This window comes from Bacillus sp. SIMBA_031 (genome assembly GCF_046535225.1).
GTDB lineage: Bacteria > Bacillota > Bacilli > Bacillales > Bacillaceae > Bacillus > Bacillus velezensis.
Genome location: NZ_JAWRXC010000002.1, coordinates 535,818 through 560,332 on the forward strand (window position 1 = coordinate 535,818; position 24,515 = coordinate 560,332).

The following is a 24,515-nucleotide window of genomic DNA, read 5'->3' on the forward strand; positions in this document are numbered from 1 at the left end:
TGATTGCAAAATCTGCTTCTTACTGCTCCTCTTCACTGTTCTTATCGCTACCGTAATCTTACCTGTATTTTATAGAATTCTGTTCATAAGTGCAAGCAGGTTTGTATACAATGGGAATGTACCCAGAACGGGTCATGAGCGGGGATATTATTTTGATGGAGGATTTTTTTGCTGGTGTGGTTTTGCTTCGGCCGAATCACTGTTTTGTTCTCTGACAAAATCAAAGCTCCTGAGAACAGCTTCTCCGCCGTAGCCTGCGATTATGGATAAGATGACGAGTTGAATTCCTGAATCGGGGTCAGCGGATAAGACAAGTAAGATGGAAGCAGCCATTCCGATAAAACCATCTTCCAAAAAACCGAGATAGATAAACCGCTTTGTCATTCTGGGTTTCTCCAGCCTGCCTCTCTTTTTCACATGACCGAGAACCCCCATGATGCCTCCAATTACACAAGCAATTATTACCTGATGCAGCATCTTCATCACCTTCCTAAAGCCCTTATTTAGTAAAGCGACTTCAGGCCATCCAGCCCCCTTACGAATACGATGATATTCGATATCTACATACCGGCGATTGAGCAGGAAAGTAAAAAGCTTGTTTCTTCCATTATATGTGAACACATGATCGGTAAGCTTGATGCATTAGATTCATTTTTCACCCAGTGACAATGACCTAGTCACTTACTTAGCAATGATGTGCCTTCCCCTTATATATTCAGTGTATATGAGGACAAGCCCGAATGACAAATTGCAAACTTCGGCTGCTTGAATCAGAACATATGTTATGCTACGGTTACTGTAGATTCATTTAAAAAGGGGAGAAACAACGGCTGAAAAAGCGCGCAGCTTTACGGCCAAAAGGGGGTTTTACATGGCTGACTCAAATGTATTCGGAAAACTGGAGCAGCTGGAGCTTATCAAAAAGGCGCTTGATCACGCACGCATCGGCGTGGTGATTACAGACCCCTCTCTTGAGGACAATCCCATCATATATACAAATCAGGGATTTATGGATATGACAGGCTACTCTTCCGAAGAGATATTAGGTAAGAACTGCAGATTTCTGCAAAGCAAAGAAACCGACCGTCAACAAGTCGCGAAAATAAGAAAGAGCTTAAACCAGAAAGAAAAGATCACGGTGCGGCTGAAAAACGTCAAAAAAGACGGCACCCCGTTTTGGAATGAACTCAACATTGATCCTCTGTATGTTGAAGACAAGCTCTATTTTGTCGGTTTTCAAAAAGACATTACAGAGCAGAAAGAATACGAAAAGCTCCTTGAGGATTCCCTCGCAGAAATCACGACGCTGTCAACGCCGATTGTTCCGATCCGAAACGGCATCTCCGCTTTGCCGTTAGTGGGAAACTTAACGGAAGAACGATTTGATTCAATCGTGACAACTTTGACGGACATATTAACCGCATCTAAAGATGATTACTTAATTATAGACTTATCAGGCCTGGCCGAGGTAAACGAACAGACCGCAGACCGGATTTTCAAATTGCACCATCTGCTTAAATTAATCGGCACGGAATTGATTATCACCGGGATCAAGCCTTCCCTCGCCATGAGAATGAATCAGCTTGATGCCAGCTTTTCTTCATTAAAGACATATTTAAACGTTAAGGACGCGGTCAACGTGCTTCCGGTCGTATAAACAAAAAAATCCCGCCGAAACAGCGGGATTTTTTTATGTCGTCATCGCACTTGGACGTTTTGTTTATTAACGGTTTTCAAGCGTTTGTCGTACAGCACCGTCGCTGCGATGCTGACAACAAGAAGCACCATCAGGATCAACAGCAGCACGCTCATGCCGTACTGATCAACCAGCACGCCGCCAAGGAGCGGCCCGATCATTCTGCCGCCCGTCGCCGCACTGTTGACGAATCCTTGGTAAAACCCTTCTTTCCCCTTAGGCGCAAGCTGATTGGCAATGGTAGGCACGGCAGGCCAGACAAGCATTTCTCCGACGGTTAAAATCACCATTGCGGTGAGGTACATCGGAAATTGCTTGGCGCTGAGAAGCACGCCGAACGAGACGATAAAAATACAAAAGCCGATGACCATCTGCGTTTTTAACGCACCGGACCATTTTTTCAGAACAGCTCCTATGAGAGGCTGTCCGGCGACAATTAATATTCCGTTTACGGTCCAGAGCACACTGTATAATGAAAGCGGCATACCGATGCTTTGAGTATGTGACGCAACGGTTGTGGACCACTGCGAATAGGCAATCCACCCGAGAACATACCCGCCGCTCAATATGAGAAGCGCCGTAAATTTCGTTCTGCTGCTGACAGGCTCATAGTCCAGAACAGAGACCTGGCTCGCATTTCCGGTTTTGATATTTCGAAACCCGAAAAATACGATAAGGAAAAACAGCACATACAGCAAAGCATTGGCTAAAAACACGTACGTAAACGAGTACGCCGCAACCATCCCGCCGAGTGCCGAGCCCACGGCGACACCTGCGTTCTGAGCTACATAAATCGCATTAAAAGCTCTCCGCCCGCCTTCTTTCCATACCGCTCCCGCCATGGCATAACTGGCCGGAAACACGATACCGGAACCGAAGCCGACAATGATGAGCAGCCAAATATAAACAGGCCATTGATGAAACAGAACGAGTCCGAGAAGACTTGCCAATGTGATCATAATGCCCAGCATAATGGATTTGAATCCGCCGATTTTATCAAACAAAAATCCGCCGCATAAATTCCCCGCCACACTGGCCCCGGAATTCAGCATCAGAACAATCCCCGCAACAGTCAGCGATTTCCCTAAATGATTATGAATATAGATCGTATTCAGCGGCCACAAAAAAGATGCGCCCGTCACATTGATAAACATTCCGATGATTAATATCTTCAAAGCGCGCGGCATACCGATCCCCCTCTCTCTATAAAAAACCCCATGAAAAAACGGAAACCGCAAGCCGCGGCTCCGTATCGAACACGTTATCATAGCACATTCATTCTATCGCCGCGGACGTCTTTTTTCAACATCAGAATCTGAAAAAAATAATGCCGGAATGTTGAAAAAATTACAAATGATTGGATTCACAAAAACAGGCCGGCCTCATGCTCTTTTCCTCAGCAGCCAAAACGGAATATACAGAATGAAAAAGCTCAATATCACCGCCGCTTCCATTGATAGAAGATACCACGGCCAAGGTCCGAAAACATTCAGAAGCGAAGCGGTCTTCGGTTTTTTCATTAAATATAGGTAATTTGCATTCAGCACACGATCAATAAAAAAGACACACGCCCCGTACAGATTTACGATCAGCACCGATACCCACAGCCCGCGCGCCGACGGCCTGTACCTTTCTGAAGCGGCCATGAATAGACAGGTAAGAAAAACACTGCCGTGGGAGACGAAAAACACGATGTACCGAAAATGAGGGAAAGAATACGCCCCTAAGTCAGGTGTTGCCATCGCCTGTACGGCGCTGCCCAAACCGGCAAAATAGAGGAAGGCGAACAGTTTTTTGCTTTTTGTCATGACCATCAGCATCGCCAAATAGACGGAAAGGTCGCTCAGCTGCAGCGGCAGAGCTGTTTTCAGCGACCAGGCATGATGACAAAGCAGCCATATATGATAGCTGATCTGCGACACGGCAAGGAGAATGAACAGTACATAGCGGATCATGCGATTCGGCCGGCTCTGGTTGAGCTTTTTCCGGAACATGATCACGCCCGCCCCCAGCAATCCGATGATCAACAGCGTGAAAATGTGTTCCTTGGAAAAAAGATGAAAGGCCCCTGTTTCAGGTTTCAATTGAAAATACTTCTGCATAAGGCTCCCCCGCGCGAAAAAATGACGTATGTCTATTCTTTTAAAAATCGCTTTCTTCTATTCATACAAAAAAAGCCTCCGCTTATGCGGAGGCTCCTCAACTTGTTTTACAAGGCGGATTGAATGACCTTTTTATAGTATAGCACCGACAGCATGCCGAAGATGGAGTACAGCAGCGTATACAGCGCCATGACGATGATCATCGGCGTCCACACTTCCGTTCCGAATAAAAACCATCCTGACTGAACGGCAAAATAGCTGTGGAACAGCCCGAGAACGAGCGGAATCCCGAAATGATACGCCTGCTTCCGGCGGATGCCTTTCAGCAGATCCCCCGTTGTGAAGCCGAGCTTCCGCAATATCGTGTAATCAGCCTTCTCATCCTCACACTCGCCCATTTGTTTAAAATAAAGGATACAGCCTGAGGTGATCAGAAAGGTTAATCCCAAAAAGCCGACAATAAACATGATCAGCCCCATGTTTTTCTTTTGGGTGTCAGCCGTTTCAAATTGCGAAAGCGCGCCGTCTGAATAGTGCTGCGCCTGAAACAGACCATCAGCTTTTTGGATGTCCTCTTCACGTTTGAGTGTAATGCCGAAAAACCGATTTGATTTTCCCTGGATGGACGGGTCGATATCTTTCTCGATCCGATCAAATACCTGCTGCGTGACAATAACGGTCGGCAGCCCTCCGCTTGTAAATGTATATGACAGGAGGAAGTCGTTCTTCAAGCCCTTATACGCCAGCGGTATTTTATCCGTTTTGCCGTTTATATCAATGGAACCTGACGTTTTCAGGTCGAGAAATCTTTTCATCATATCATTATATCCGGTAAACACGGCTTCTCCGTCAGAAAGCTCCGTCCCTTCTGCGTCTTTCTCGCTTATAATCGGCAGCGCCAAGCTGGACGGGTCTTGTTGAAAGCTTTTCATGTCGCCGTTTATGATGTTCTTCATATTGACACCGGCTTGAATGGTTTTGATTGTTTTCACTTTGTGTTCAATTCCGTTTTTCTTCAATAAAGCGGTAAATGAGTCAGTCTCCTTTTGGTTATCAAACGCAAAGTCCGCGGCTGTATTTTGCTCAGCCGATTTTTCCGCGGAATAGTACGAGATATAGCTTAAAGACAGCAAACCGATTGCCAGCGCCGAAAGAGTCGTAATAATCGTCAGCAGGACGGCGTTTGACTTCATCCGGAACATGATGGATGACAAAGACAGCACTTCACTGACATTCAGATACCCGCCTTTTGATTTCCGGATGAGATTTGCCAGAAAGCTGACCGAACCTTTATAAAACAGATAAGTTCCGATAATGACCGAGCCGAGAATAAACACCATGGCCGAAAACAGTTCATTCATGCTCGTAAAACTGCCTCCGAATAAATCCGCGGACACGGCATAGCCGGCGATAATGGCCCCGATACCGACAACACCGATCGCCATCTGCACCCAAGAGAGCCGTCTTATGCCGCTTTCTGACGATGACGCGGTTTTAAATAAAGACAAAATGCTTTGCCGTTTAATAAATAAGTAATTCATCATCATAATCAGCACGTAAATTGCCCCGAATACAATTAACGTCTGAACGAGCGCCTTGCTTGAAAAAAACAGTGAGACAGAGGCTTTCACACCGACTGTATGAAACAGCATCATCATACATAATTTCGAGAGAGAAAAGCCGGCAAAAATACCGATCCAAATCGATCCGAAATACAAAATGAAATTTTCTGTGCTGAGTATGCGGAAAATGTGCATTTTCGTCATGCCGATTAATCGGAATAAGCCGATTTCCCGGCCGCGCCGTTTAATAAAAATGGTGTTGGCGTATAAAAGAAATACCGACACGATCGCCACAAGCAGTACAGAGGCGGCCCGGATTGCCGCCGCTCCTTTTATGGAGCTTTTCATTTCATCAAGCGCCGGATCGTATTGCATCGTGACAAACGCGAAATAAAGGGCGGCGCTGAACACCAGCGCAAAAACGTAAAGGTAATAGTTTTTCATATTCTTTTTCAGGTTCTGGAAGATCAAATGATGAATACTCATGCCTGAACCCCGCCCAATACACTTTGCGTTTTCATAATATCCTGAAAAAAGTCCGGTCTGTCCTGGCCGCCTTTATTCAGCTGTGTATACACACGGCCGTCTTTAATGAAAACCACACGGCCGGAATAGCTGGCGGCAACCGGATCATGCGTCACCATCACAATGGTGGCGCGGCGTTTTTGATTCAGACGGCTGAGTTTATTCAGTAAATCCATGGCAGCCTTTGAATCGAGCGCTCCGGTCGGCTCATCAGCAAAAATAATGCCCGGTTCGTGAATAACAGCTCTTGCGGCAGACGTCCGCTGTTTTTGCCCGCCGGAAATTTCACTCGGATACTTATGTCGCAAATCATAGATCCCAAGCTCCTCTGCCGTCTCGGCAAATCGCAGGTCCGCCTCTTTCTTAGACATTTTCGTAATGGATAACGGCAGGAGTATGTTTTCCTTCACGGTCAGCGTGTCCAATAAATTATAATCCTGAAAAATAAAGCCGAGATGCCGTTTTCTGAATTCGGCAAGCTGTTTTTCTTTCATGGATGTAATCTCCGTCTCATTCAGTTTAATGGTGCCCGCGCTCACTTTATCAATGGAGGAAAGCACATTTAAAAGGGTCGTTTTCCCTGATCCCGACGGGCCCATAATGCTGACGAATTCCCCTTTGTGAATCTGAAGATCAATTCCTTTCAGCACCTCTTGTTTATTCAGCTTGTTTCCGTAGCTTTTTTGGATATTGCCTGCTTCTAAAATCATCTCGTTATGATTCTCCTTTTACATTGGTTATCTTTATTTTAAAAACAGAAGCCGTTTTTTTCGTTTGATTAAGCGAACAAAAGAGAAAAGCATGTGACACTTTTGTCACATGCTGAACATGCTGACGGCATCGTTCTGTTTCGGAAACACCAAGGTAAAAACCGTGCCGCTTTCCGGCTCAGAGCGCACGCTGATCTGGATGAGAAGAGGAGCCGCGGCTTTTTGAGCCAAATACAGGCCCATCCCCGTTGACGCGTGATCACGCCTCATTCGCGTCGAAGTAAATCCCTTTTCAAAAATGCGCGGAAGATCTTTGGGCTCGATGCCGATGCCGCGGTCTTCAATATTCACATGCACCCGGCCGTTTTGTTCATAGCTTTTTACGGTAATGTCATCCGCCTCACTGTATTTGACGGCATTGCTTAACAGCTGCCTGATGATGAAGGAAAGCCATTTTCCGTCACTGAGAACGTCCGGTGAATCAAGCTGAATGTCAAACCCAATCCCTTTTTGTATACACCATGATTGCAGATTTTTAATTTCTTTGAAAACGAGCGGTCTGAGCTGAATGCGCTGGAATGATAAATCATTTTCAATAAAGGACAATCGTTTCTGATGAAGCTGCTGGTCCAGAAGATGGTGAATCCGCAGCCATTCATACAGCAAAGGGGCTTTCAGCGGCTGTTCATCAAGACGCTCAATCATGAGATGCATCGCTGTCAGCGGTGTTTTGACCTCGTGAATCCATGACATCAGATCGTCCTTTTCATGCTCTGACGCCGTCTGAAGATCAAGTGAGCTTTTTCGTAATTGCTCTGTCTGCCCTTCAATGCTTTCTTCAACGATAGACTCAAACGGACTGTCAGGCGCTTTAAGATAAGACATGTCTAAATTGGCGTCCCACTCTCTTAAGCTTTTATAATAGGCGGTCTCTTTACGATAGCGGAACAAGAGAAATACAAGAAACACAAGAAGCGACAGGTAAACGAAATACAGCACCGAAAAAAACGGAATAGACGGATCAATATATGCCGCAAAAAGGAGCACAGCCTGCTGCAAAAGAAACATCGCAATCCAGCTTTTTCTTTCGAGCAGAAATGATTTAATCATAAAGACCGTCTTCTTCCTTTGCGATGTATCCCTGCCCCACCTTGGTTTCAATCATTTTCCCGATGCCTAATTGTTCGAGTTTTTTCCGCAGCCGGTTGACATTCACCGTCAGCGTATTATCACTGACGAAACGTTCATCATTCCAAAGGCTTCTGATGAGTTCTTCCCGGCTGACGATTTTATTTTTCTGCTCAGCCAGCAGTTTTAAGATCAGCAGTTCGTTTTTGGTCAGCTCGACCGAACCGTTTTTACGGCTGACCGTGTTGGTTTCTGTGTCAATGACCGCCCCGCACCATCTTTTCATCAGCGCCGGTTCTGTGCCGTATTGATGCACACGGCGGAACACCGCCTGTATTTTCGCGATTAACACATCAAAGTGAAAAGGCTTCTGAATAAAATCATCTGCCCCGAGCTGCATCGACATGACCATATCCGCGGGATGATCGCGCGAGGACAAAAAGAGAATCGGCACGTTTGATTGGGAGCGTATCATTCTGCACCAATGAAAGCCGTCAAATTTCGGCAGCTGTACATCAATGATCACCAAATCAGGCTTGATTTCGGAAAACTCCCGGATGACCCGGCTGAAATCTTTTATTCCGTGCACCGCAAATGACCAGCCCGTTAATCTCTCTTTCATCTCGTGAAACAAAGTGTTATCATCTTCTATTAACAAAATGTGAAACATGGTATCCGCCCTTTTCTGATAAATAGAGGAAAAACCGGCTGATGTCCAGCCGGCTTTTTTCCTTTACAGTTCTCTTCTTAATGCGGTCAGAACGTTGGTTTTTGTTGCTTTGCGGGCCGGATTCATACCGGAAATCACCGCGACCCCCGCACAAATGACAACTGCGATCACAACGAGGCTGAGCGGGATATAGGAGAAGGTATAATGAAGATCTTCTGCTCCGGTGTTTCCCCCTACCGCTTTTAAGATAACCGGCACAGCCAGATTGACGGCAAAACTCACTCCGTAAGAAATGATAATCCCGATGACAGAACCTAATATCCCGATATAGGCGCTTTCCATCAGGAACATTCTGCGGATGATGGACGGGCTTGCGCCGATCGCTTTCATAATCCCGATTTCCTGCGTTCGTTCCGTCACCGCCATCGTCATCGTATTGAAAATACCGATGGCAGAAATCACGACGGCGATAAAGCCGACAAAGATCAGGCCGATTTTAAAGACGAGGAAAAAGGTATTGACGCCCTTCAGCTCGGTAGTGACAGACCTGACATAAAAGCCGTCATCCGTGAGGTCTTGGGTAAGCTGATCAACATGATCGAATTTGTCCGCATACACATTGATGCTTTTTTCCGCATTTCCATTCTTCAGATCCAAGAATGTCGAGAAGTCTTTCTTGAATTGATCACTCACAAAAATATTTGTATCCTCCATCCAATCTTGGGACGGTTTTTTTGTAATTCCGACTACTTTAAAGTCGTACGTTTTCGTTTTCTCAACGTCTCCGTCTTTGTTTGTTTTGGAGATGCTGAGCTGTATCGTTTTATTAAGCAGGTCTTTCGTATAGCCTTTTGGTTTTTTCACCTCCGACATGTCGCCTTGGTGATCCTTTAACTCTTTGTCGTAAGCGTCAGCCTCTTTTTTCGTCAATAGGTTCTTCGCAAAATCATAGCCGACCACGATTTCATTCTCTGTGCGGGCGACCCTTCCCTGATCAAGCTCCATATTGGCTTTGACTTCATCGTTCATGTTTGTCAGCACAATGGCTGAATCTTCATTTGTTCGGTTTCCCAATGACGCTTTGTTCGGTTCATACACTTGTGTTCTTTCAACGACAGACTTGACATTTTTATACTTTTCCAAGTCTGATTTCTTCACGGCTTTTCCGTTATCTTGGCCGAGCACATTGATTTCCGTAACAATCTGCTGGCTCATCGTAATGTCTGTAATCGTTTTTTGGATGCCGAATCCGACGGACGCCAGCACCACTAAAAACGCGCACGCCATTGTCGTCGCCAGCACCGTCATGAAAACACGCAGCCGGTTTTTCTTCATATTTCTTCTGATAAAGTGAATCTGATCCTTAAATCTCAACCGTAACGCCCCCTTTTAATACACCGTCATGCAGCTGGAATTTTGAATGCGCGATCGAAGCGACTTCATCGTCATGCGTAATGATGACAAATGTAATCCCGCGCTCCCGGTTCAGCTGCTGAATTAATGCAAGCACCTCAAGTTCTGTTTCTGAATCAAGGCTTCCCGTCGGCTCATCAGCTAAAATAATTGACGGATTTAAAATCAGGGCTCTTGCGATACTGACACGCTGCTGCTGGCCGCCTGACAGCTCATTCGGATAATGATTCGCATGATTCTCAAGTCCGACCCGTTTCAGCATGTCCGCGACTTTCTGCTTGCGTTCAGACGGTTTGACGCCTTTTAAGGCAAGCGGCATTTCAACATTTTCATAGGTTGTCAGACTTGGAATGAGCTGAAAACTTTGAAAAATAAAGCCGAAATGCCCGAGGCGGAACTGCGCCCACTCTTTTTCACTGAAGCCCGTCACATCAGTGCCGTTAATGACGATACGGCCCTTCGTCGGCGCTATGTATCCGGATATTAAATTCAGAAGCGTTGATTTTCCGGAACCGCTCCGACCGACGATACAGGCAATTTCCCCTTTTTCAACGGTCAAAGAGACATCCTTCAGCACCGGAACCTCACTCTCTCTGCCTTTCCTGCCGATTTTAAATGAATGATCAATATGCTGTACTTCTATCACGTACACCACTCCCCCTTATATCTGTTTCGTTTTTTTATAGATGAAGTAATAACTGATGAAAAACCCGATAATCGCACCGAGAAGCATGCCGAATATGTAACCGGTATACGAGCCGTTATAAGCATATCCGCATACCCCCGCACTTCCCAGCATACTGAGCACCATGACGAGCACTTGAATGATGCGCTCAATGTGTTTGCTCAGGATAAAATGACCGCTTCGTTCACTCGGCATTTTCAGGAAATTCGCATAGCCGAATAGATAGAAACAAAATCCCATTAATGCGGAGATTAACAATGCGTGTTTGTAATACATCCATGATATATGGATGTAAGCGGCAGGCATGAAATAGATCAGAAATCCGCTCCAAGGGAAATCAATATCCGGCACAGCCTGCCTGCCAAAAAGGAACTCAGCGTTTAACAGGTAAATCGTCATAACCACGATCGGAAAGACGGAAACCGTGAACGCTGTGATCAGCTGCGCCGCTAAATTGCCCGTTATCGTGCCGGCAGCTGTCACTAATGCATAAATCATCAAGCTGATGACCAGCATCCCTGAGCTGAACGATTGAAAATGATTGACAGCGTCAGGTTTAAGCGCTAGAAACAATATGTCAGATACTCCGTAAGAAACAAACTGCGAGCTGGCTAACACGGCTGCTCCCAAGAAAAACTTCGTATGAAATATCCGGCTTCTCGAATACGGAAGACTCAGTGTAAACATCCTTTCAGCCCGGCCTCCTCTTATCAGAAAAAGCCCCATCATAACCGGAGGAATGAAATGCAGCCCAATCAAATTCCGATTGCTGTAATCAATGCTGAACGTACAAACTGAACCTGAATATTGATGAAGCGCACTCAAACAATCCTTATAGTGAAAATACTCATTTATAATTGCCAAAGGGCCTAAAATAGCTAAGAACCCCGCTGTAAGAAGCAGCAGCGTCTGCCGCTGCTTCCATTCTTTATAAAGCAAACCGCTAATCGGCACCTTGCTTTCCTCCAAACTGTTCATTTTCAAACAGATCTACATATGCTTTGACTTCCTGTAAACCGTAAAATAACTGATGAAAAACCCGATAATCGCGCCGAAGATAATGCCGGCTAAATAGCCGAACATCGTGTCTGTGACCCCATATCCGAAAACGCCGAAACCCATAACGGCAAAGGCAATCACCAAGATCTGCACCGGCCGGTCCAATTTTCTCCAAAGAAAGAATCTGCCGTTCCGTTCATTCGGATGTTTCAGAAAGCTGACGTAACCGATCAGATAAAAGACAAGGCTCATCACAATCGGAATGATTAAAACCAAATCCCTTTCTCTGATCCAGTCGTTAAACACATATCCAATAGGGGTTACAAATATAAAAAGACGGGATTCGATATAACTGCTGATAAAAGAAAATTGATCTCCGACACTAAAATCGAAAACGACCTCCAAATTCGCGGCCGGCAGACCGATGAGTAAAAAGGGCAGAACCGTTACTGTAAACGCCGTTAACAGCTGGGCGAATATCTGTCCCGTTAATGCGCCGGATGCCATTAACAAGGTGTAAGCCATAAAACTGATGACAATCATTCCGATTGAAAAATGATCAAAATCGTACGTATGGCTCGGTTTCAGCAAAGATATCAGCAATGACGCCGCTCCATAGCCTATCGCCTGAGGAACAACAATGACGGCCCCGCCGAGCCAGAATTTCGTCTGAAAGATTTGGCCTCTGCTGTAAGGCATGCTTAACAAAGCATCCATCGTTCCCTTTGTCCGTTCCAAGCCTAATAAGAAGACAGCAATGATGACACTCACAACCCAGCTGAAGGAAAGAGGCGACCCATTCGTATAATTGACAACGAATTCACAATCTTGAAGAGCTGGGTTATTCAAACATTCTTGATATGTTGAGTAGTTGTTATAAACCATAAAAGGGTTTGCCGCCATTAAAAGAATGCCGCTGCATAAAAACAACCACTGATTTTTTTTCCATTCTGTGTACAACAATCCCCGCGGTATCATTCCGGTCCTCCTCTCTTACACATGCTTCGTTTTTTTATAAATCACAAAATAACTGACCAAAAATCCGATCGCTCCTCCGACCAGCATCCCGGCCACATACCCTGTCATCGTATGTCCCGTCGAGTACCCCGCCAGGCCAAAACCGAGAACGGCGATTATGATCACCACAATCTGAATGGGCCGGTCAAGCTGTCTCCAGAGAAAAAAACGGCCGTTCCGTTCCACCGGCTGCCTGACATAGCAAAAGTACCCGATGGCATAAAATACAATGCTCATCACTGCCGGGATAATTAATATATACTTGCTGGCAGATACCCAATCTGTATCAATGTACATGATCGGATTCAAGTATTGAAAAAGATTGTATACTTTGATATAAGCATCGACTGACGGCATCAGCTCATACATGCCGGCTCCGAAGATGACTTCTACATTAGACAACGGCAACGTAATGATCAGGTATGGTGATATCGACACAGCAAACGCCGTTAACAGCTGGGCGAACGTATTCCCCGTTAAGCAGCCCGCGCTCGCAACCAATGTAAAAGCCAAAACACTCACAATAATCTCTCCGACGCTGTAATGGTGAAAGAAATATACGCGCTCAGGCTTTAACAGAAGAATGAGCAGCTCAGCCAGCCCGTAGCCGATCACCTGAGCGCCGGCAATGACCGCCGCCCCGAGCCAAAATTTAGTGTGAAACACCTGAGCGCGGGAATAAGGCAGACTGAAAAGCGTATCAATCGTTCCTTTTGTGCGCTCCAGTCCGAATAAGCAAACCGCTAAGATGACAGCGGGCGCCCAGTTTAAGTTCAGCATTCCGCTCTCCAGAGAATTCACATAAAAGTTACAATATGCTTCCGGGGTGTCCAGACAGCCTTGATAGACCAGATAGGTATTTAACACTTCAAATGGATTGACCGCCGCTAAAAAAATGCCGACCATCACAAGAACAGTTCGATTCTGCACCCATTCCCTGTACAGCAATCCCCTGTCTACCATCTCCGGTTCCCTCCAAACTTCGCGATGAAGACTTCTTCTAAGTTCACAGGAAGTTCGTTCCATACTTTCGGCTGCAGCTCTTGCAGAAAGTTCTTTTTCTTTTCATCGTTCTTTTGAATCAGCACCGTATAAAACACACCGGCATGGTCGAGAATCGGTATGTTTTGTTCTCTGATCTTCAAGGCGACGTTTTCTTCAAATGCCATTTGGATTTTCATGTACTCTTCCTTCATATCATCCAAGTCCATCACATTCGTCAGCTGATTTCCTTCCAAAAACCCGATCCGGTTGCACATTCGCTCAATATCTTCTAAACGGTGTGAGGTAATCAGAATGCTCGTTTCCCGTTCAGCCACTTCATCCACCATAAGCTGCAGCACATCATGACGCGTTACGGCGTCAATTCCGTCCGTCGGTTCATCCAAAAGAATAAGTGCCGGGCGTGAAGCAAAGGCAAGGACGAGCGCAAGCTGTTTTTTCAGGCCTGTCGATAATTCACGGTATTTCTTCGTTTCCGGAATGCCGTACCTGTTCATCAGCTCATTGGCGTAAGTCACATCAAAATTCGGATAGATTCTGCTTACAATCGCAACAAGCTGTTTATATGTATACTTGTCATAAAAAGGATTTTCAACAGGCATATAAATGATGTTCTGTTTTACTTTCGGATGCCGCTTTATTTCCACCTGATTAAATAAAACCGTCCCTTGATCCGGCAGCAGAATCTGCTGAATGAGCCGGAGCAGTGTTGTTTTCCCTGATCCGTTTCGCCCGAGCAGCCCGAAAATTTCCCCCTTTCCGATGGTGAGCGAAATATCCTTGAGCACTTCTTTACCGTCTATCGTTTTTGAGAGATTCCGCAATTCAATCATGATCCTTGCCTCCTTTCACATCAGCGCTGATTTCCTTTATCCATTCCTGCAGCTTCTCCAGCTCAACTCCCGCGTAATGGGCATCGATGATGAGCTGTTTCAATTGCTCTTTTATCATCGTCATCTTCCCTTCAACCAATGTCGTTTTTGCATTCTCCGATATATACGTTCCTCTTCCCCTCAGCGTTTCAATGACACCATCGCGTTCGAGCTCCTTGTATGCTTTACTGACTGTGTTCGGATTGGCGATAATGATCGTTGCCAATTCCCTGACAGAAGGAAGTTTATCCCCCGGCTTCATGATCCCTTTTAAACAAAGCTCTTTCAGTTGCTGTATGATCTGCTCATAAATCGGAGTTGAGCTTCTCGGATCGATTTGAATCATTTACTTCCCTTCTTTCTTTTACGAGCTGCTCTCTTTCTTTAAATGTTCTGCCATTGAAAACCGATGACGACAAGAACGACAAACAGACTGCTGGCCAAAACCGAGGCGGCGATAATAAGAGGCACATCTTGTTTTACGGATCTTTTGTTTTTCATGAAAGTTCCCCTTCCCTATGCTTAACATTTATATGTCGATTTCATTTTTTGAGTGTTTTATGTGTATTACACCAAGTAGTACACGTAATACAATAAACACACTCCGCCCTATTGTCAATTCTTTTTTAAAAAAATACAAAAAAACCCGCCGGGATTCCGGCAGGTTTGCTGAACCATTTGAAACGGCGCGGTCAGTAATCAAAATTACGCTGCAAAATCATATTGTTTTGCAAGGTCTGCAGCTGCAATCTCATTCGATAAAGCTGCTCTCTTTGCTGATCATTCGCAGATAATGACAGCTTGTTTAATTCATTCACCGCGTTTTCAAGCATCATTTGCGCTTCACTGTACTCATTATCATTATAATGCTCTTGTTTCGAAGCGGTCATAAATTGCTCATTCGCAAATTCATACGCCTGTTCGCTTCTTTGGAGATGTTCATCTACTGATTGTCTTGTTGCCAACGAAACCCCTCCTCAGTGAATGGGAAATCAAACTTAGTTTGAGCGGACCAAAAATAATAACACCCGAAGGTTGAAGGAAAGAGAACCAAATTTTCCGTGTTTAACTAAAGGAATGAGAATCCTGCCTGCAGTCATAATAAACAAAAGAAAGCCGCATCCTGTTTTCAGATTGTGAACCCCCATCATTCATGCTACAATTTTAGGATGCATCTGATGTGAGGGAGGCTTTTTGAACATTGAACGAGAATAACCCTTTTCCTTATTCAAATACGGAAAAACGGTACCATACATTAAATTATCATCTGCGGGAGCATTTCGGGCATAAAGTGTTTAAAGTCGCGCTTGACGGCGGTTTTGACTGCCCGAATCGGGACGGCACAGTTGCACACGGAGGCTGCACATTCTGCAGCGCGGCGGGCTCCGGCGATTTTGCCGGCAATCGGGCCGATGACTTACTCACGCAATTTCACGATATTAAAAACCGCATGCACGAAAAGTGGAAAGACGGCAAATATATCGCATATTTCCAAGCGTTCACGAATACGCATGCCCCGGTAGAGGAGCTGCGTGAAAAATTCGAATCCGTCCTCAAGCTTGACGGCGTTGTCGGCATGTCGATCGCGACCCGTCCGGACTGCCTGCCGGACGATGTCGTGGAATATTTGGCCGAACTGAATGAGCGGACCTATTTGTGGGTTGAACTCGGGCTGCAGACCGTGCATGAGCGGACCGCCCTTCTGATCAACCGCGCCCATGATTTTGACTGCTATGTTGAGGGTGTCAATAAACTGAGAAAACACGGCATACGCGTTTGTTCCCATATCATTAACGGGCTTCCGCTTGAAAACAGGGACATGATGATGGAGACGGCCAAAGCCGTCGCTGATTTGGATGTGCAAGGCATTAAAATTCACCTGCTTCACTTATTAAAAGGCACACCGATGGTGAAGCAATATGAAAAAGGAAAGCTGGAGTTTCTTTCTCAAGAAGAGTATGTAAGTCTTGTATGTGATCAGCTCGAAATCATTCCCCAGGAAATGATTGTTCACCGCATTACGGGAGACGGGCCGATCGAATTAATGGTCGGACCGATGTGGAGCGTCAATAAGTGGGAAGTATTGGGCGCCATTCAAAAAGAGCTGGAAACACGTGGAAGCTATCAAGGGAAGCTCTTCAGAAAGATCGGGGAGGAGACCGCCCTATGACCTTGATGCACATCCTCCCTTTCAGTAAAGAATTGCTGAAGTCCGCCGCACAGGAAGGTGATATCACGGTTGACGCGACGATGGGCAACGGACATGATACATATTTTCTGGCCGGCCTTGTCGGTGAGACAGGACATGTTCATGCTTTTGATATTCAAGCGGACGCACTCGCTAAAACGAAGGAGCGGCTCGGTGCCGACTTCAGCCCGCGCGTCACACTTCACCATAAGAGCCATGATCAAATAAAGGCATCGCTGCCTGAAGATGCGCACGGCCGTGTGGCTTGCGCCGTCTTTAATCTCGGCTATCTGCCCGGCGGCGATAAAAGCATTACGACAAACGGTCACTCAACCATTTCCGCGATCGAACAGCTCCTTGAACTGCTGAAGGAGAACGGGCTGATCGTTCTCGTTGTGTACCACGGGCATCCTGAAGGCAAGACGGAAAAAAGTTCATTACTGGAGTACTGCAGCAATCTTGATCAGGAAAAAGCGCGCGTGCTGAGCTACGGCTTTCTCAACCAGCGAAACGACCCGCCGTTTATTATAGCGATTGAAAAGAAATCTGCCGGCAAATAAAGAATCGGCCTGTCATAAGCGGGCCGACTCTTTTTGTGTTTACTTTTCAAGAAAAATCAATTACTATGAAATAATGGAAAAAAGCACATCTTTTTAGTGTATCATCTGGGAGGAGCGGCAGTTTGAATATTCTTCGCATCATATTTTCAAGTGTTCCCTATGTGATGTTCGTCATCATTTTATCAAGACATTTAGGATTTGAGTTCGCGAAAACCTATTACTGGTGGTTTGCTGCATTTTTTGTCATCGGGCTGATCGGCAAATTCGCAATGCACCTTGCGGCAAAAAAGAAACCGTTAAAAAAAGAGACAGCGTAAAATGCGCGTGTCTCTTTTTATTTACTGTTTTGCAGCACGCTGCGTGTATAAGCGGGATTGTTTGTAAAGATACCATCTGCTTTTTGTTTCAGCATAATAGGCGTCAGCGTATGCTCGTCTTCCTTATCAAAAAACACGTGCACTTTCATCTTATTGTGATGAATGCGCTTCACGACTGCTTCATTTGCCAATTTGGCGTTGAGCCCGACTGTATCAGCATACGTTCTGATGGTTTGCAGCTGCTTATCATTTATCTCCTCAGCTTCGTTATCTTTTAATAATCGAACAAGAGGAACTTTTTTATTCATAGATCGAACTTTTTTTAAGCTCTTCCCGCTAAAAGACTCAATGACTGCTTTTTGGCTGGAAATCAGCTTATGTTTTTGTAATATGTCAATCAGTTTCTTTTCCATCACCAGGCTGCCGTTGCTTTCTCTTGTCTCAATATAGTAATTGGCAGTTTGTCCGAATTTCTGTATGATTTCTTCTAATGTTAAAATCTTTTCTCCTTTTCCCGCATTCAGTTTCTTAATCTGAGCCAAAGACAGATCATCTGTCATCCCTTTACCATCTGTTGTCCGGTCTACCGTTTTATCGTGAATTGCAATCAGACGGCCGTCCTTCGTCTCCCGTAAGTCTATCTCAATATAATCTGCTTTGTCTTTAATCGCACGTGCATAAGACAAAGCGGTATGTTCCGGCTCAATCGCAGAAGAGCCCCTGTGCGCTATCAAGACAGGATGATAGCCGGCGGAAGCATGGGTGACGGAGCAGCCTCCGGAAATGGAAAGTAATGCTATGACCGCTAAATACTTTAATTTTTTCATAAAATTAAAGTATCATATTCTGCAGGCGCAAACAATGTTTCATTCTTCACATCATAAATAAAAAACTGCGCCGTCATGATGTACACGAGAGGCGCAGTTCACCCATTACGAACTTTTCGTCCAAGCCATCTTCTGAAATTTGCGGTAGGCTCTTCCGTTGATATAAAAGAAAAATGACGTTTTTCCGCTTGCCCTGATCAGCTTTCGCGCAAGGCGGCCCATTTCTTTTTGGCCGGCGACTTTGTCATCGGATAAATAGACACCGAGCAGCCCCCTGTTGATCAGCCGGTGAAAATTTTCATGCGGAATGCCTTGCAAATGTTCATCCGCTTTTTCAATAAAATGCTGCAGTCTCTGCATCATTTCTTCATGAGACTGATAATACGTACAGAAATTCAGATCGCCTTCAAGCAGATCCTCTTCCTGGTCAATTAAATAATCGAGCAGTATGTGCAGCCCTTGTATGTACGGAAAATAACTGCTGCGGATTTTCTCAGCGGTATGTTCGTTAAAATCAGGCTGGAATGAGTAAGCAACGAGACAGAAAATGCCTAACGTCGATCCGGCGCAGGCCGAGAACTCAAACCACTCCATTTCCGGAAGCTGTGACCGGTACTGCTCAAACCAGCCTTTAAGCCTCGGCACGCGTTCATGCTCAACGACATGCTTATGAACCTGAAGGTCGCAATAATAATCACACAGCTCAAGCAAATAAGGTTTAATGATACCGTAATGTTCTATTGACCCGAGCACCCGCTGGCATGTTCTCACCAGCTCATGAAGATAACCGCCGTCATCCCGCTCGTCTCTGTACTGATAGTACGGCCGCACCTCGGCGCCGACCGTCAGCGCGTCACGCATGGAGAGATGAAGCATGCGGAAGTCCTCGGGATCAAGCGAGGTGCTGCGGTCGCACAGATTGTCCAGATAATCACTGATTGTCTGATACGCGATGATAAATTGCACGCATTTCTGTTTCTGCTCTCCCGAAAGCAGGGCTAAAATGCCGCCGCCTTCACAATGAAACGATTTATCGCGGATACTTGCGGCCGCCTGCTGCCGCAGTTCGGTATTTTTAATGGAATCTGATTTTTCCCGCCACATGTTCAATTCCTGATGAACGAGCGGAAAAATTTCCCGATACACTTTTGCCATAAGGTTAAAAGGATGTTCCGGTACTGTCAACATATGCACCCCCAGCGAATTCAAATATACTGATCTGTAAAGGCTTTTGCCGCCTTAAACACAGTTTCTCTTTCCGGTTCATTAAAAATTTCATGATAAAGCCCTTCCCATTCCCGGTACGATTTATTATGGGAAGCCACACCGGAAAACCATTTGCGGACCTTCATTTTATCGACGATTTTGTCATCACCGCCCTGCATAAGCAAAAGCGGCACCTTTAAAAACGAATCAGTCGGCACCATAGCGGCATCAATGGTTTTTAAAAGCTCTCTGTACCATCTTACGGATACCTTCGTGACATATAAAGAATCGTTTTGATCCGCTTCAATCATATCCGCATTCCTCGTTGCCATATCAGGTGATAAGCCGGAATCCACTCTGAGGGACGGAGCGAGGACGTTCAGTCCTTTAGACGCAAAATCAAGGACTTTATTGACTTTTATTTGCAGACCCAGACAAGGTGATGATAAAATGAGTGCCGTAATACGGGGATTTCTCTGCTGCTTAAACCATTCTATCGCAATCAGTCCGCCCATGCTGTGGCCCAAAAGGAAAACGGGCGCTTCAAGCGTTCTCGCTTTATCAATCCATATATCTACTTCATCAATGTATTCTTGGAAAGAGCGAATATGCCCTCTGGCGCGGGTCGACGTTCCCTGACCGGGCAAATCGCCCATCACCACGTTATATCCGGAAGATCTCCACATTTCAACGAGCCATTTATAGCGCCCGTGGTATTCGCTCGCCCCGTGGATAATGACAATGGTACCGACGGGCCTGTCTGCTTTCCAAGTCCACATGCAGTTCACCTCTTACATAAATTTAGAGAAAGAAGGATGAGACATGATAATCTACCCTTATAAACAATTTACGCCTGACATACATCCTGAAGCGTTCATTGCGGATAACGCCGTCATTACGGGCGACGTCGTGATCGGAGAACAATCGAGCATTTGGTTCTCAGCCGTCATCCGGGGGGATGTTGCGCCGACAAGGATCGGAAAAAGAGTCAGCATACAAGACTTGAGCTGTCTGCATCAAAGTCCGAACCGCCCGCTTCTTATTGAAGATGACGTCACGATCGGCCATCAGGTTACACTGCACAGCGCAATCATCAGAAAGAATGCTTTAATCGGTATGGGCTCCGTCATTCTTGACGGGGCGGAAATCGGAGAAGGCGCATTTATCGGCGCCGGAAGTCTCGTTCCTCCGGGCAAAACCATTCCTCCCGGCTGTCTTGCGTTCGGCCGGCCCGCAAAGGTTATCCGCCGGCTGACAGAAGAAGACATACGGGACATGGAAAGAATCAGAACGGAATATGTTGAAAAAGGCCGATACTATAAAACACTGCAAGAGAAATAAAAATAGATCAGCTTTGTTTTACTACTGTACCATTTTTCAAAATATTATTTAAGTAAAAACCATTTGCATTCTCCCGATTGTCAGGAAACAGAAGCAAAATGTTCAGGAATTTGTTTTATTCTTCCCCCGCCGGCCCGATCCTATGAAAAAAAGAGCCCATGTCCCGGGCTCTTTTTTTACGCTTTTTCGGCGAATGTCTGTCCGTTTTCCAGATCTATGTCTTTTCTTTTATGGAAACCTTTTCCGTAATAGGCGGCTAATAATATGCCGAACCAGACAGGACCGATGATGACGGCCACCCGGGTCTCTGCATCAAAAGCCATCAGCACAACGACAAAAGCCAGAAATGCCAGCGAGATATATGAGGAAAAGGGGTATAAAGGCATTTTATATTTCAGTTTTTTCCGTTGTTCCGGCTGTAAGCTTTTACGGTATTTCATTTGGGAAAGCAAAATAATCGACCATGTCCAAATCGCCCCGAACGTCGCAATGCTCGTCACCCACGTAAACACTTTCGCCGGCACCACGTAGTTCAGCAAAACGCCGATGCACAACGCGCCCGCTGAAACCAATACCGCTTTTCCCGGCACACCGCCTTTTGTGACCGTACCGTATGCTTTAGGCGCTTCATTTTGCTCCGCCAGATTGAACAGCATGCGCCCCGTGCTGAAGATCCCGCTGTTGCAGGAAGAAAGAGCCGCCGTCAATACGACAAAATTAATGATTCCGGCTGCAGCGGGTATTCCGATTTTTTCAAATGTCAAAACAAACGGGCTTCCGCCTGAACCGATTTCCTGCCACGGATAAATTGACATAATGACAAACAAAGCTCCGACGTAAAAAATGAGAATGCGCCAAAAAACAGTATCTATGGCCCGCGCCAGTGATTTTTCCGGATTTTTGACCTCACCGGCTGTAACACCGATCAGCTCAATCCCGAGATAGGCAAACATGACCATTTGAAGCGACAGCAGCACCCCTTTAATCCCATTCGGGAAAAAGCCGCCGTGGCTCCATAAATTGCTGATTCCGAGCGCAACGCCTCCGTTTCCGAGACCGAATACGATCATCACCAGACCGATCGCGATCATTGACAGAATCGCCAAGACTTTAATGAGCGCAAACCAGAATTCAAGCTCACCGTACGCTTTGACCGCCAGAAAGTTGACAGCCGTCATAATGACGAGTGCACAAAGCGCCCAGATCCATGACGGCACGTCAGGGAACCAGTAGCCCATATAAATGCCGACCGCGGTGATTTCCGCCATGCAGGTAACAACCCATAAAAACCAATAATTCCAGCCTGTTAAAAACCCGGCAAGCGGACCGAGATAATCTCTGGCATACCGGCTGAATGAGCCGGCTACAGGCTTTTGAATCGCCATTTCCCCTAATGCCCGCATAATAAAAAACATAATCAGTCCGCTGCAGGCGTAAGCGGCTAAAATCCCCGGCCCGGCAAGCTTTATGGCAGAAGCCGACCCGAGAAACAGCCCGACTCCTATCGCGGCGCCCAACGACATAAGCGAGATATGCCGCTCTTCCAAGCCGCGGTGAAGCGTTTTTTCTTTGTTTTGCATAACTCTCCCTCCCCCTGATTTTGACAAAGAAACACAAACCGAGACGAAATAGCCAGAAAACACTTTCCGGAATCTACCCGATTAGTCCTATTATAACCTTTTTCTGAATATTGCGTAATACTTTGTCGAAAACAGAGCGGAATAGACGGTTTACAAAAAAACAATAGAAAAAAGGCTTTCGATAACATCGAAAGCCTTTTGGATTAAACGAAAATGACTTCTTTCGGCTGATGATTCAGCTCTTCCGGCACCAGTCTTTTTTCGACATTGATGCTGTGCCAGATCATGAAGATCAGCACGGTCCAGATTTTGCGGCTGTTGTCCGCTCTGTCGGCACAATGATCTTCCAGAAGCTGAAGGACATAATCCTTTTCAATATAAGCATCTGTTTCACTTTCACGAATGATGTTGCGAACCCATTCGTTCATTTCATTTTTCAGCCAGTGGCGGATCGGCACAGGGAAGCCGAGTTTTTTGCGGTTAAGCACATGATCAGGCACTACTCCTTCAGCAGCTTTGCGCAGAAGGTATTTCGTCGTGCCGTTTTTCGTTTTCAGTTCATCCGGAATTTTAGAAGCCACGTCAAACACGACTTTATCAAGGAACGGCACGCGCAGTTCCAATGAGTTGGCCATCGTCATTTTGTCAGCCTTTAACAGGATGTCGCCGCGCATCCACGTATGGATGTCAACATACTGCATTTTATTAATGTCGCTGTATGAACGGCTTTCCGTAAAGTACGGCTTCGTGACATCACGGTATGAAAGCTCTGGATTGTAATGTTTGAGCAGCTGTTTTTTCACGGGCTCTTCAAAAATCTTCGCATTACCGATATAGCGCTCCTCAAGCGGTGTGCAGCCGCGGACTAAGAGGCTTTTCCCTCTCATTCCTTCAGGCATGACGGACGCCACATGAAGAAGCATTTTTTTCAGACCGGACGGAATGCGTTCAAACGGTTTAAGCGAAAGCGGTTCGCGGTAAATATTGTACCCGCCGAACAGCTCGTCCGCGCCTTCCCCGGATAACGCGACTGTTACATGTTTTTTCGCTTCTTTCGCGACAAAGTACAAAGGAATCGCCGCCGGATCTGCAAGCGGGTCATCAAAGTGCCAGACGATTTTCGGAAGCTCGTTCATATACTCCTCAGGAGAAATGACTTTGCTGATGTTTTCAATCCCGAGCGCGGCAGCCGTTTCCTTCGCTACGTCAACCTCACTGAAGCCCTGCTGCTCAAAACCGACGGAAAATGTTTTAAGGCTCGGGTGAAATTCTTTCGCAACTGAGACGATAAAAGAAGAGTCGATACCGCCGGATAGAAACGAACCGACAGGCACGTCACTTCTCATGTGGACTTTGACAGAGTCAAAGATTGCGTCTCTGACTTCTTTCACCAATTTATTTTCATCAGACTGAACAGGCTTAAAGTTCGCTTTGAAATATGTTTTAAACGCGATGTCGCCTTCCGGGCGGATCGTAAACTGGCTGCCCGGCTCGACTTTTTTCACTTCAGCGTCAAGCGTGCTCGGTTCAGGAACGAATTGGAAAGACATATATTGCTGTAAAGAAGTTGTATCAAGATCAATGCCGTTTTGAGCGGCCATTAAACTTTTTCTTTCAGATGCAAAATATACTTTATCCCCGATGGTTGTGTAATACAGCGGTTTAATGCCGAACGGGTCTCTCGCGCCGTACATGACGCGGTCAGCTTTGTTCCAGATTAAAAACGCAAACATTCCGCGAAGCTTTGAAGCAGCTTCTTCTTTATAATGACGGTATGTCGCAAGGAGCACTTCGGTATCGGAATCTGTATTGAAAGTGTAGCCTTTCGCTTCAAGCTCTTCTCTCAATTCAATGTAGTTATAGATTTCGCCGTTAAAAATGATCCAATATTTTTCGTCTTCATATGATAAAGGCTGTCCGCCGTTTTCTACGTCAATAATACTGAGCCGTCTAAAGCCGAATCCGACGTGCTCATCATGATAATACCCATCGCTGTCAGGACCGCGGTGAACGATCATTTGGTTCATTTGTTTGATTAGCTCTTCTTGATCTGCGGTTTGAGTTAATGGATGCTTATTAAAAACACCGACAAATCCACACATAGTATAGCCTCCA

25 protein-coding genes and 1 other annotated feature (1 of these 26 only partly in view) are annotated in these 24,515 nt (G+C 45.8%); of the genes, 5 read left to right on the top strand and 20 right to left on the bottom strand.

The features are described from left to right. Window positions 1-45 (bottom strand) — a binding site (T-box leader); it reaches 169 nt to the left of the window's first position. Window positions 46-147: 102 nt separating this feature from the next. After that, the gene (locus SB724_RS09560; protein WP_015418038.1) at window positions 148-483 is read right to left on the bottom strand and encodes a DUF4257 domain-containing protein; all 336 of its coding nucleotides are present in this window, start codon (window positions 481-483) and stop codon (window positions 148-150) included. 388 nt (window positions 484-871) lie between these two features. Between SB724_RS09560 and ytvA the strand changes: the two genes are divergently transcribed. Further along, complete coding sequence (gene ytvA, locus SB724_RS09565) at window positions 872-1,657, top strand: YtvA family blue-light photoreceptor (protein WP_022553638.1); 786 nt, start codon at window positions 872-874, stop codon at window positions 1,655-1,657. Between the two features lie 41 nt (window positions 1,658-1,698). Here ytvA and SB724_RS09570 read toward each other — a convergent pair whose 3' ends face one another. The 14 genes from SB724_RS09570 to SB724_RS09635 all read right to left on the bottom strand — a co-directional run bounded on the left by SB724_RS09570 (window position 1,699) and on the right by SB724_RS09635 (window position 15,346). Then, the gene (locus SB724_RS09570; RefSeq protein WP_014305612.1) at window positions 1,699-2,883 is read right to left on the bottom strand and encodes an MDR family MFS transporter; all 1,185 of its coding nucleotides are present in this window, start codon (window positions 2,881-2,883) and stop codon (window positions 1,699-1,701) included. A gap of 195 nt (window positions 2,884-3,078) precedes the next feature. Then, window positions 3,079-3,798 carry a YwaF family protein gene (locus SB724_RS09575; protein ID WP_265971058.1) on the bottom strand — a complete coding sequence of 240 codons (720 nt, stop codon included), beginning with the start codon at window positions 3,796-3,798 and terminating at the stop codon, window positions 3,079-3,081. 107 nt (window positions 3,799-3,905) lie between these two features. After that, window positions 3,906-5,846: an FtsX-like permease family protein gene (locus SB724_RS09580; RefSeq protein WP_100261963.1), complete on the bottom strand. Its 1,941-nt coding sequence runs from the start codon at window positions 5,844-5,846 to the stop codon at window positions 3,906-3,908. Beyond that, window positions 5,843-6,595, bottom strand: a complete 753-nt coding sequence (locus tag SB724_RS09585) for an ABC transporter ATP-binding protein (RefSeq protein WP_007613227.1) — start codon at window positions 6,593-6,595, stop codon at window positions 5,843-5,845. Before SB724_RS09585 ends, SB724_RS09580 begins: the two co-directional genes overlap by 4 nt. A 105-nt stretch (window positions 6,596-6,700) precedes the next feature. Continuing rightward, window positions 6,701-7,705 (bottom strand): sensor histidine kinase, encoded by a 1,005-nt coding sequence (locus SB724_RS09590; protein WP_265971056.1) that lies wholly within the window; start codon window positions 7,703-7,705, stop codon window positions 6,701-6,703. Then, the gene (locus SB724_RS09595; protein WP_265971054.1) at window positions 7,698-8,393 is read right to left on the bottom strand and encodes a response regulator transcription factor; all 696 of its coding nucleotides are present in this window, start codon (window positions 8,391-8,393) and stop codon (window positions 7,698-7,700) included. Before SB724_RS09595 ends, SB724_RS09590 begins: the two co-directional genes overlap by 8 nt. A gap of 63 nt (window positions 8,394-8,456) precedes the next feature. Next, complete coding sequence (locus SB724_RS09600) at window positions 8,457-9,767, bottom strand: ABC transporter permease (protein WP_265971052.1); 1,311 nt, start codon at window positions 9,765-9,767, stop codon at window positions 8,457-8,459. Further along, window positions 9,757-10,452 carry an ABC transporter ATP-binding protein gene (locus SB724_RS09605; protein ID WP_007408816.1) on the bottom strand — a complete coding sequence of 232 codons (696 nt, stop codon included), beginning with the start codon at window positions 10,450-10,452 and terminating at the stop codon, window positions 9,757-9,759. Before SB724_RS09605 ends, SB724_RS09600 begins: the two co-directional genes overlap by 11 nt. A 15-nt stretch (window positions 10,453-10,467) precedes the next feature. After that, on the bottom strand, window positions 10,468-11,445 hold the full coding sequence (locus SB724_RS09610) for an ABC transporter permease (RefSeq protein ID WP_265971050.1): 978 nt from the start codon (window positions 11,443-11,445) through the stop codon (window positions 10,468-10,470). A gap of 36 nt (window positions 11,446-11,481) precedes the next feature. After that, window positions 11,482-12,468 carry an ABC transporter permease gene (locus tag SB724_RS09615; protein WP_265971049.1) on the bottom strand — a complete coding sequence of 329 codons (987 nt, stop codon included), beginning with the start codon at window positions 12,466-12,468 and terminating at the stop codon, window positions 11,482-11,484. 15 nt (window positions 12,469-12,483) lie between these two features. Next, entirely contained in the window at window positions 12,484-13,470 is a 987-nt protein-coding gene (locus SB724_RS09620) for an ABC transporter permease subunit (RefSeq protein WP_265971048.1), read from the bottom strand. Continuing rightward, window positions 13,464-14,342, bottom strand: coding sequence for an ABC transporter ATP-binding protein (locus SB724_RS09625; protein ID WP_007613240.1), 879 nt, complete (start codon window positions 14,340-14,342; stop codon window positions 13,464-13,466). Before SB724_RS09625 ends, SB724_RS09620 begins: the two co-directional genes overlap by 7 nt. Continuing rightward, window positions 14,335-14,727 (bottom strand): GntR family transcriptional regulator YtrA, encoded by a 393-nt coding sequence (ytrA, locus tag SB724_RS09630; protein WP_003152275.1) that lies wholly within the window; start codon window positions 14,725-14,727, stop codon window positions 14,335-14,337. Before ytrA ends, SB724_RS09625 begins: the two co-directional genes overlap by 8 nt. Window positions 14,728-15,073: 346 nt before the next feature. Then, window positions 15,074-15,346: a YtzC family protein gene (locus tag SB724_RS09635; RefSeq protein ID WP_003152272.1), complete on the bottom strand. Its 273-nt coding sequence runs from the start codon at window positions 15,344-15,346 to the stop codon at window positions 15,074-15,076. 236 nt (window positions 15,347-15,582) lie between these two features. On the opposite strand from SB724_RS09635, the gene mnmL reads away from it, so the two are divergent. The 3 genes from mnmL (at window position 15,583) to SB724_RS09650 (ending at window position 17,446) form a co-directional block, all read left to right on the top strand. Then, a complete protein-coding gene (mnmL, locus tag SB724_RS09640; protein ID WP_410570911.1) occupies window positions 15,583-16,551 on the top strand; it encodes a tRNA modification radical SAM protein MnmL/YtqA in 969 nt (322 codons plus the stop codon). Further along, complete coding sequence (mnmM, locus tag SB724_RS09645) at window positions 16,548-17,129, top strand: tRNA 5-(aminomethyl)-2-thiouridylate-methyltransferase MnmM (RefSeq protein WP_410570913.1); 582 nt, start codon at window positions 16,548-16,550, stop codon at window positions 17,127-17,129. Before mnmL ends, mnmM begins: the two co-directional genes overlap by 4 nt. Window positions 17,130-17,251: 122 nt before the next feature. After that, window positions 17,252-17,446 carry a hypothetical protein gene (locus SB724_RS09650; RefSeq protein ID WP_003152265.1) on the top strand — a complete coding sequence of 65 codons (195 nt, stop codon included), beginning with the start codon at window positions 17,252-17,254 and terminating at the stop codon, window positions 17,444-17,446. Window positions 17,447-17,463: 17 nt separating this feature from the next. On the opposite strand, the gene SB724_RS09655 is transcribed toward SB724_RS09650, so the two are convergent. From SB724_RS09655 to SB724_RS09665, 3 genes are all read right to left on the bottom strand, one after another. After that, window positions 17,464-18,273 (bottom strand): glycerophosphodiester phosphodiesterase family protein, encoded by an 810-nt coding sequence (locus SB724_RS09655; protein ID WP_410570915.1) that lies wholly within the window; start codon window positions 18,271-18,273, stop codon window positions 17,464-17,466. Window positions 18,274-18,378: 105 nt separating this feature from the next. Further along, window positions 18,379-19,458, bottom strand: a complete 1,080-nt coding sequence (locus tag SB724_RS09660; RefSeq protein WP_025285155.1) for a tetraprenyl-beta-curcumene synthase family protein — start codon at window positions 19,456-19,458, stop codon at window positions 18,379-18,381. Between the two features lie 20 nt (window positions 19,459-19,478). After that, window positions 19,479-20,258, bottom strand: a complete 780-nt coding sequence (locus SB724_RS09665; protein WP_265971043.1) for an alpha/beta hydrolase — start codon at window positions 20,256-20,258, stop codon at window positions 19,479-19,481. 46 nt (window positions 20,259-20,304) lie between these two features. Between SB724_RS09665 and SB724_RS09670 the strand changes: the two genes are divergently transcribed. Further along, window positions 20,305-20,820, top strand: a complete 516-nt coding sequence (locus SB724_RS09670) for a gamma carbonic anhydrase (protein ID WP_029326247.1) — start codon at window positions 20,305-20,307, stop codon at window positions 20,818-20,820. A 176-nt stretch (window positions 20,821-20,996) separates the two neighbouring features. On the opposite strand, the gene alaP is transcribed toward SB724_RS09670, so the two are convergent. Both alaP and asnB read right to left on the bottom strand, forming a co-directional pair. Beyond that, window positions 20,997-22,400, bottom strand: coding sequence for an alanine permease AlaP (gene alaP, locus SB724_RS09675; protein WP_014418695.1), 1,404 nt, complete (start codon window positions 22,398-22,400; stop codon window positions 20,997-20,999). A gap of 203 nt (window positions 22,401-22,603) precedes the next feature. Then, window positions 22,604-24,502 (bottom strand): asparagine synthase (glutamine-hydrolyzing), encoded by a 1,899-nt coding sequence (asnB, locus tag SB724_RS09680; protein ID WP_410570919.1) that lies wholly within the window; start codon window positions 24,500-24,502, stop codon window positions 22,604-22,606. Window positions 24,503-24,515: the final 13 nt, after the last annotated feature.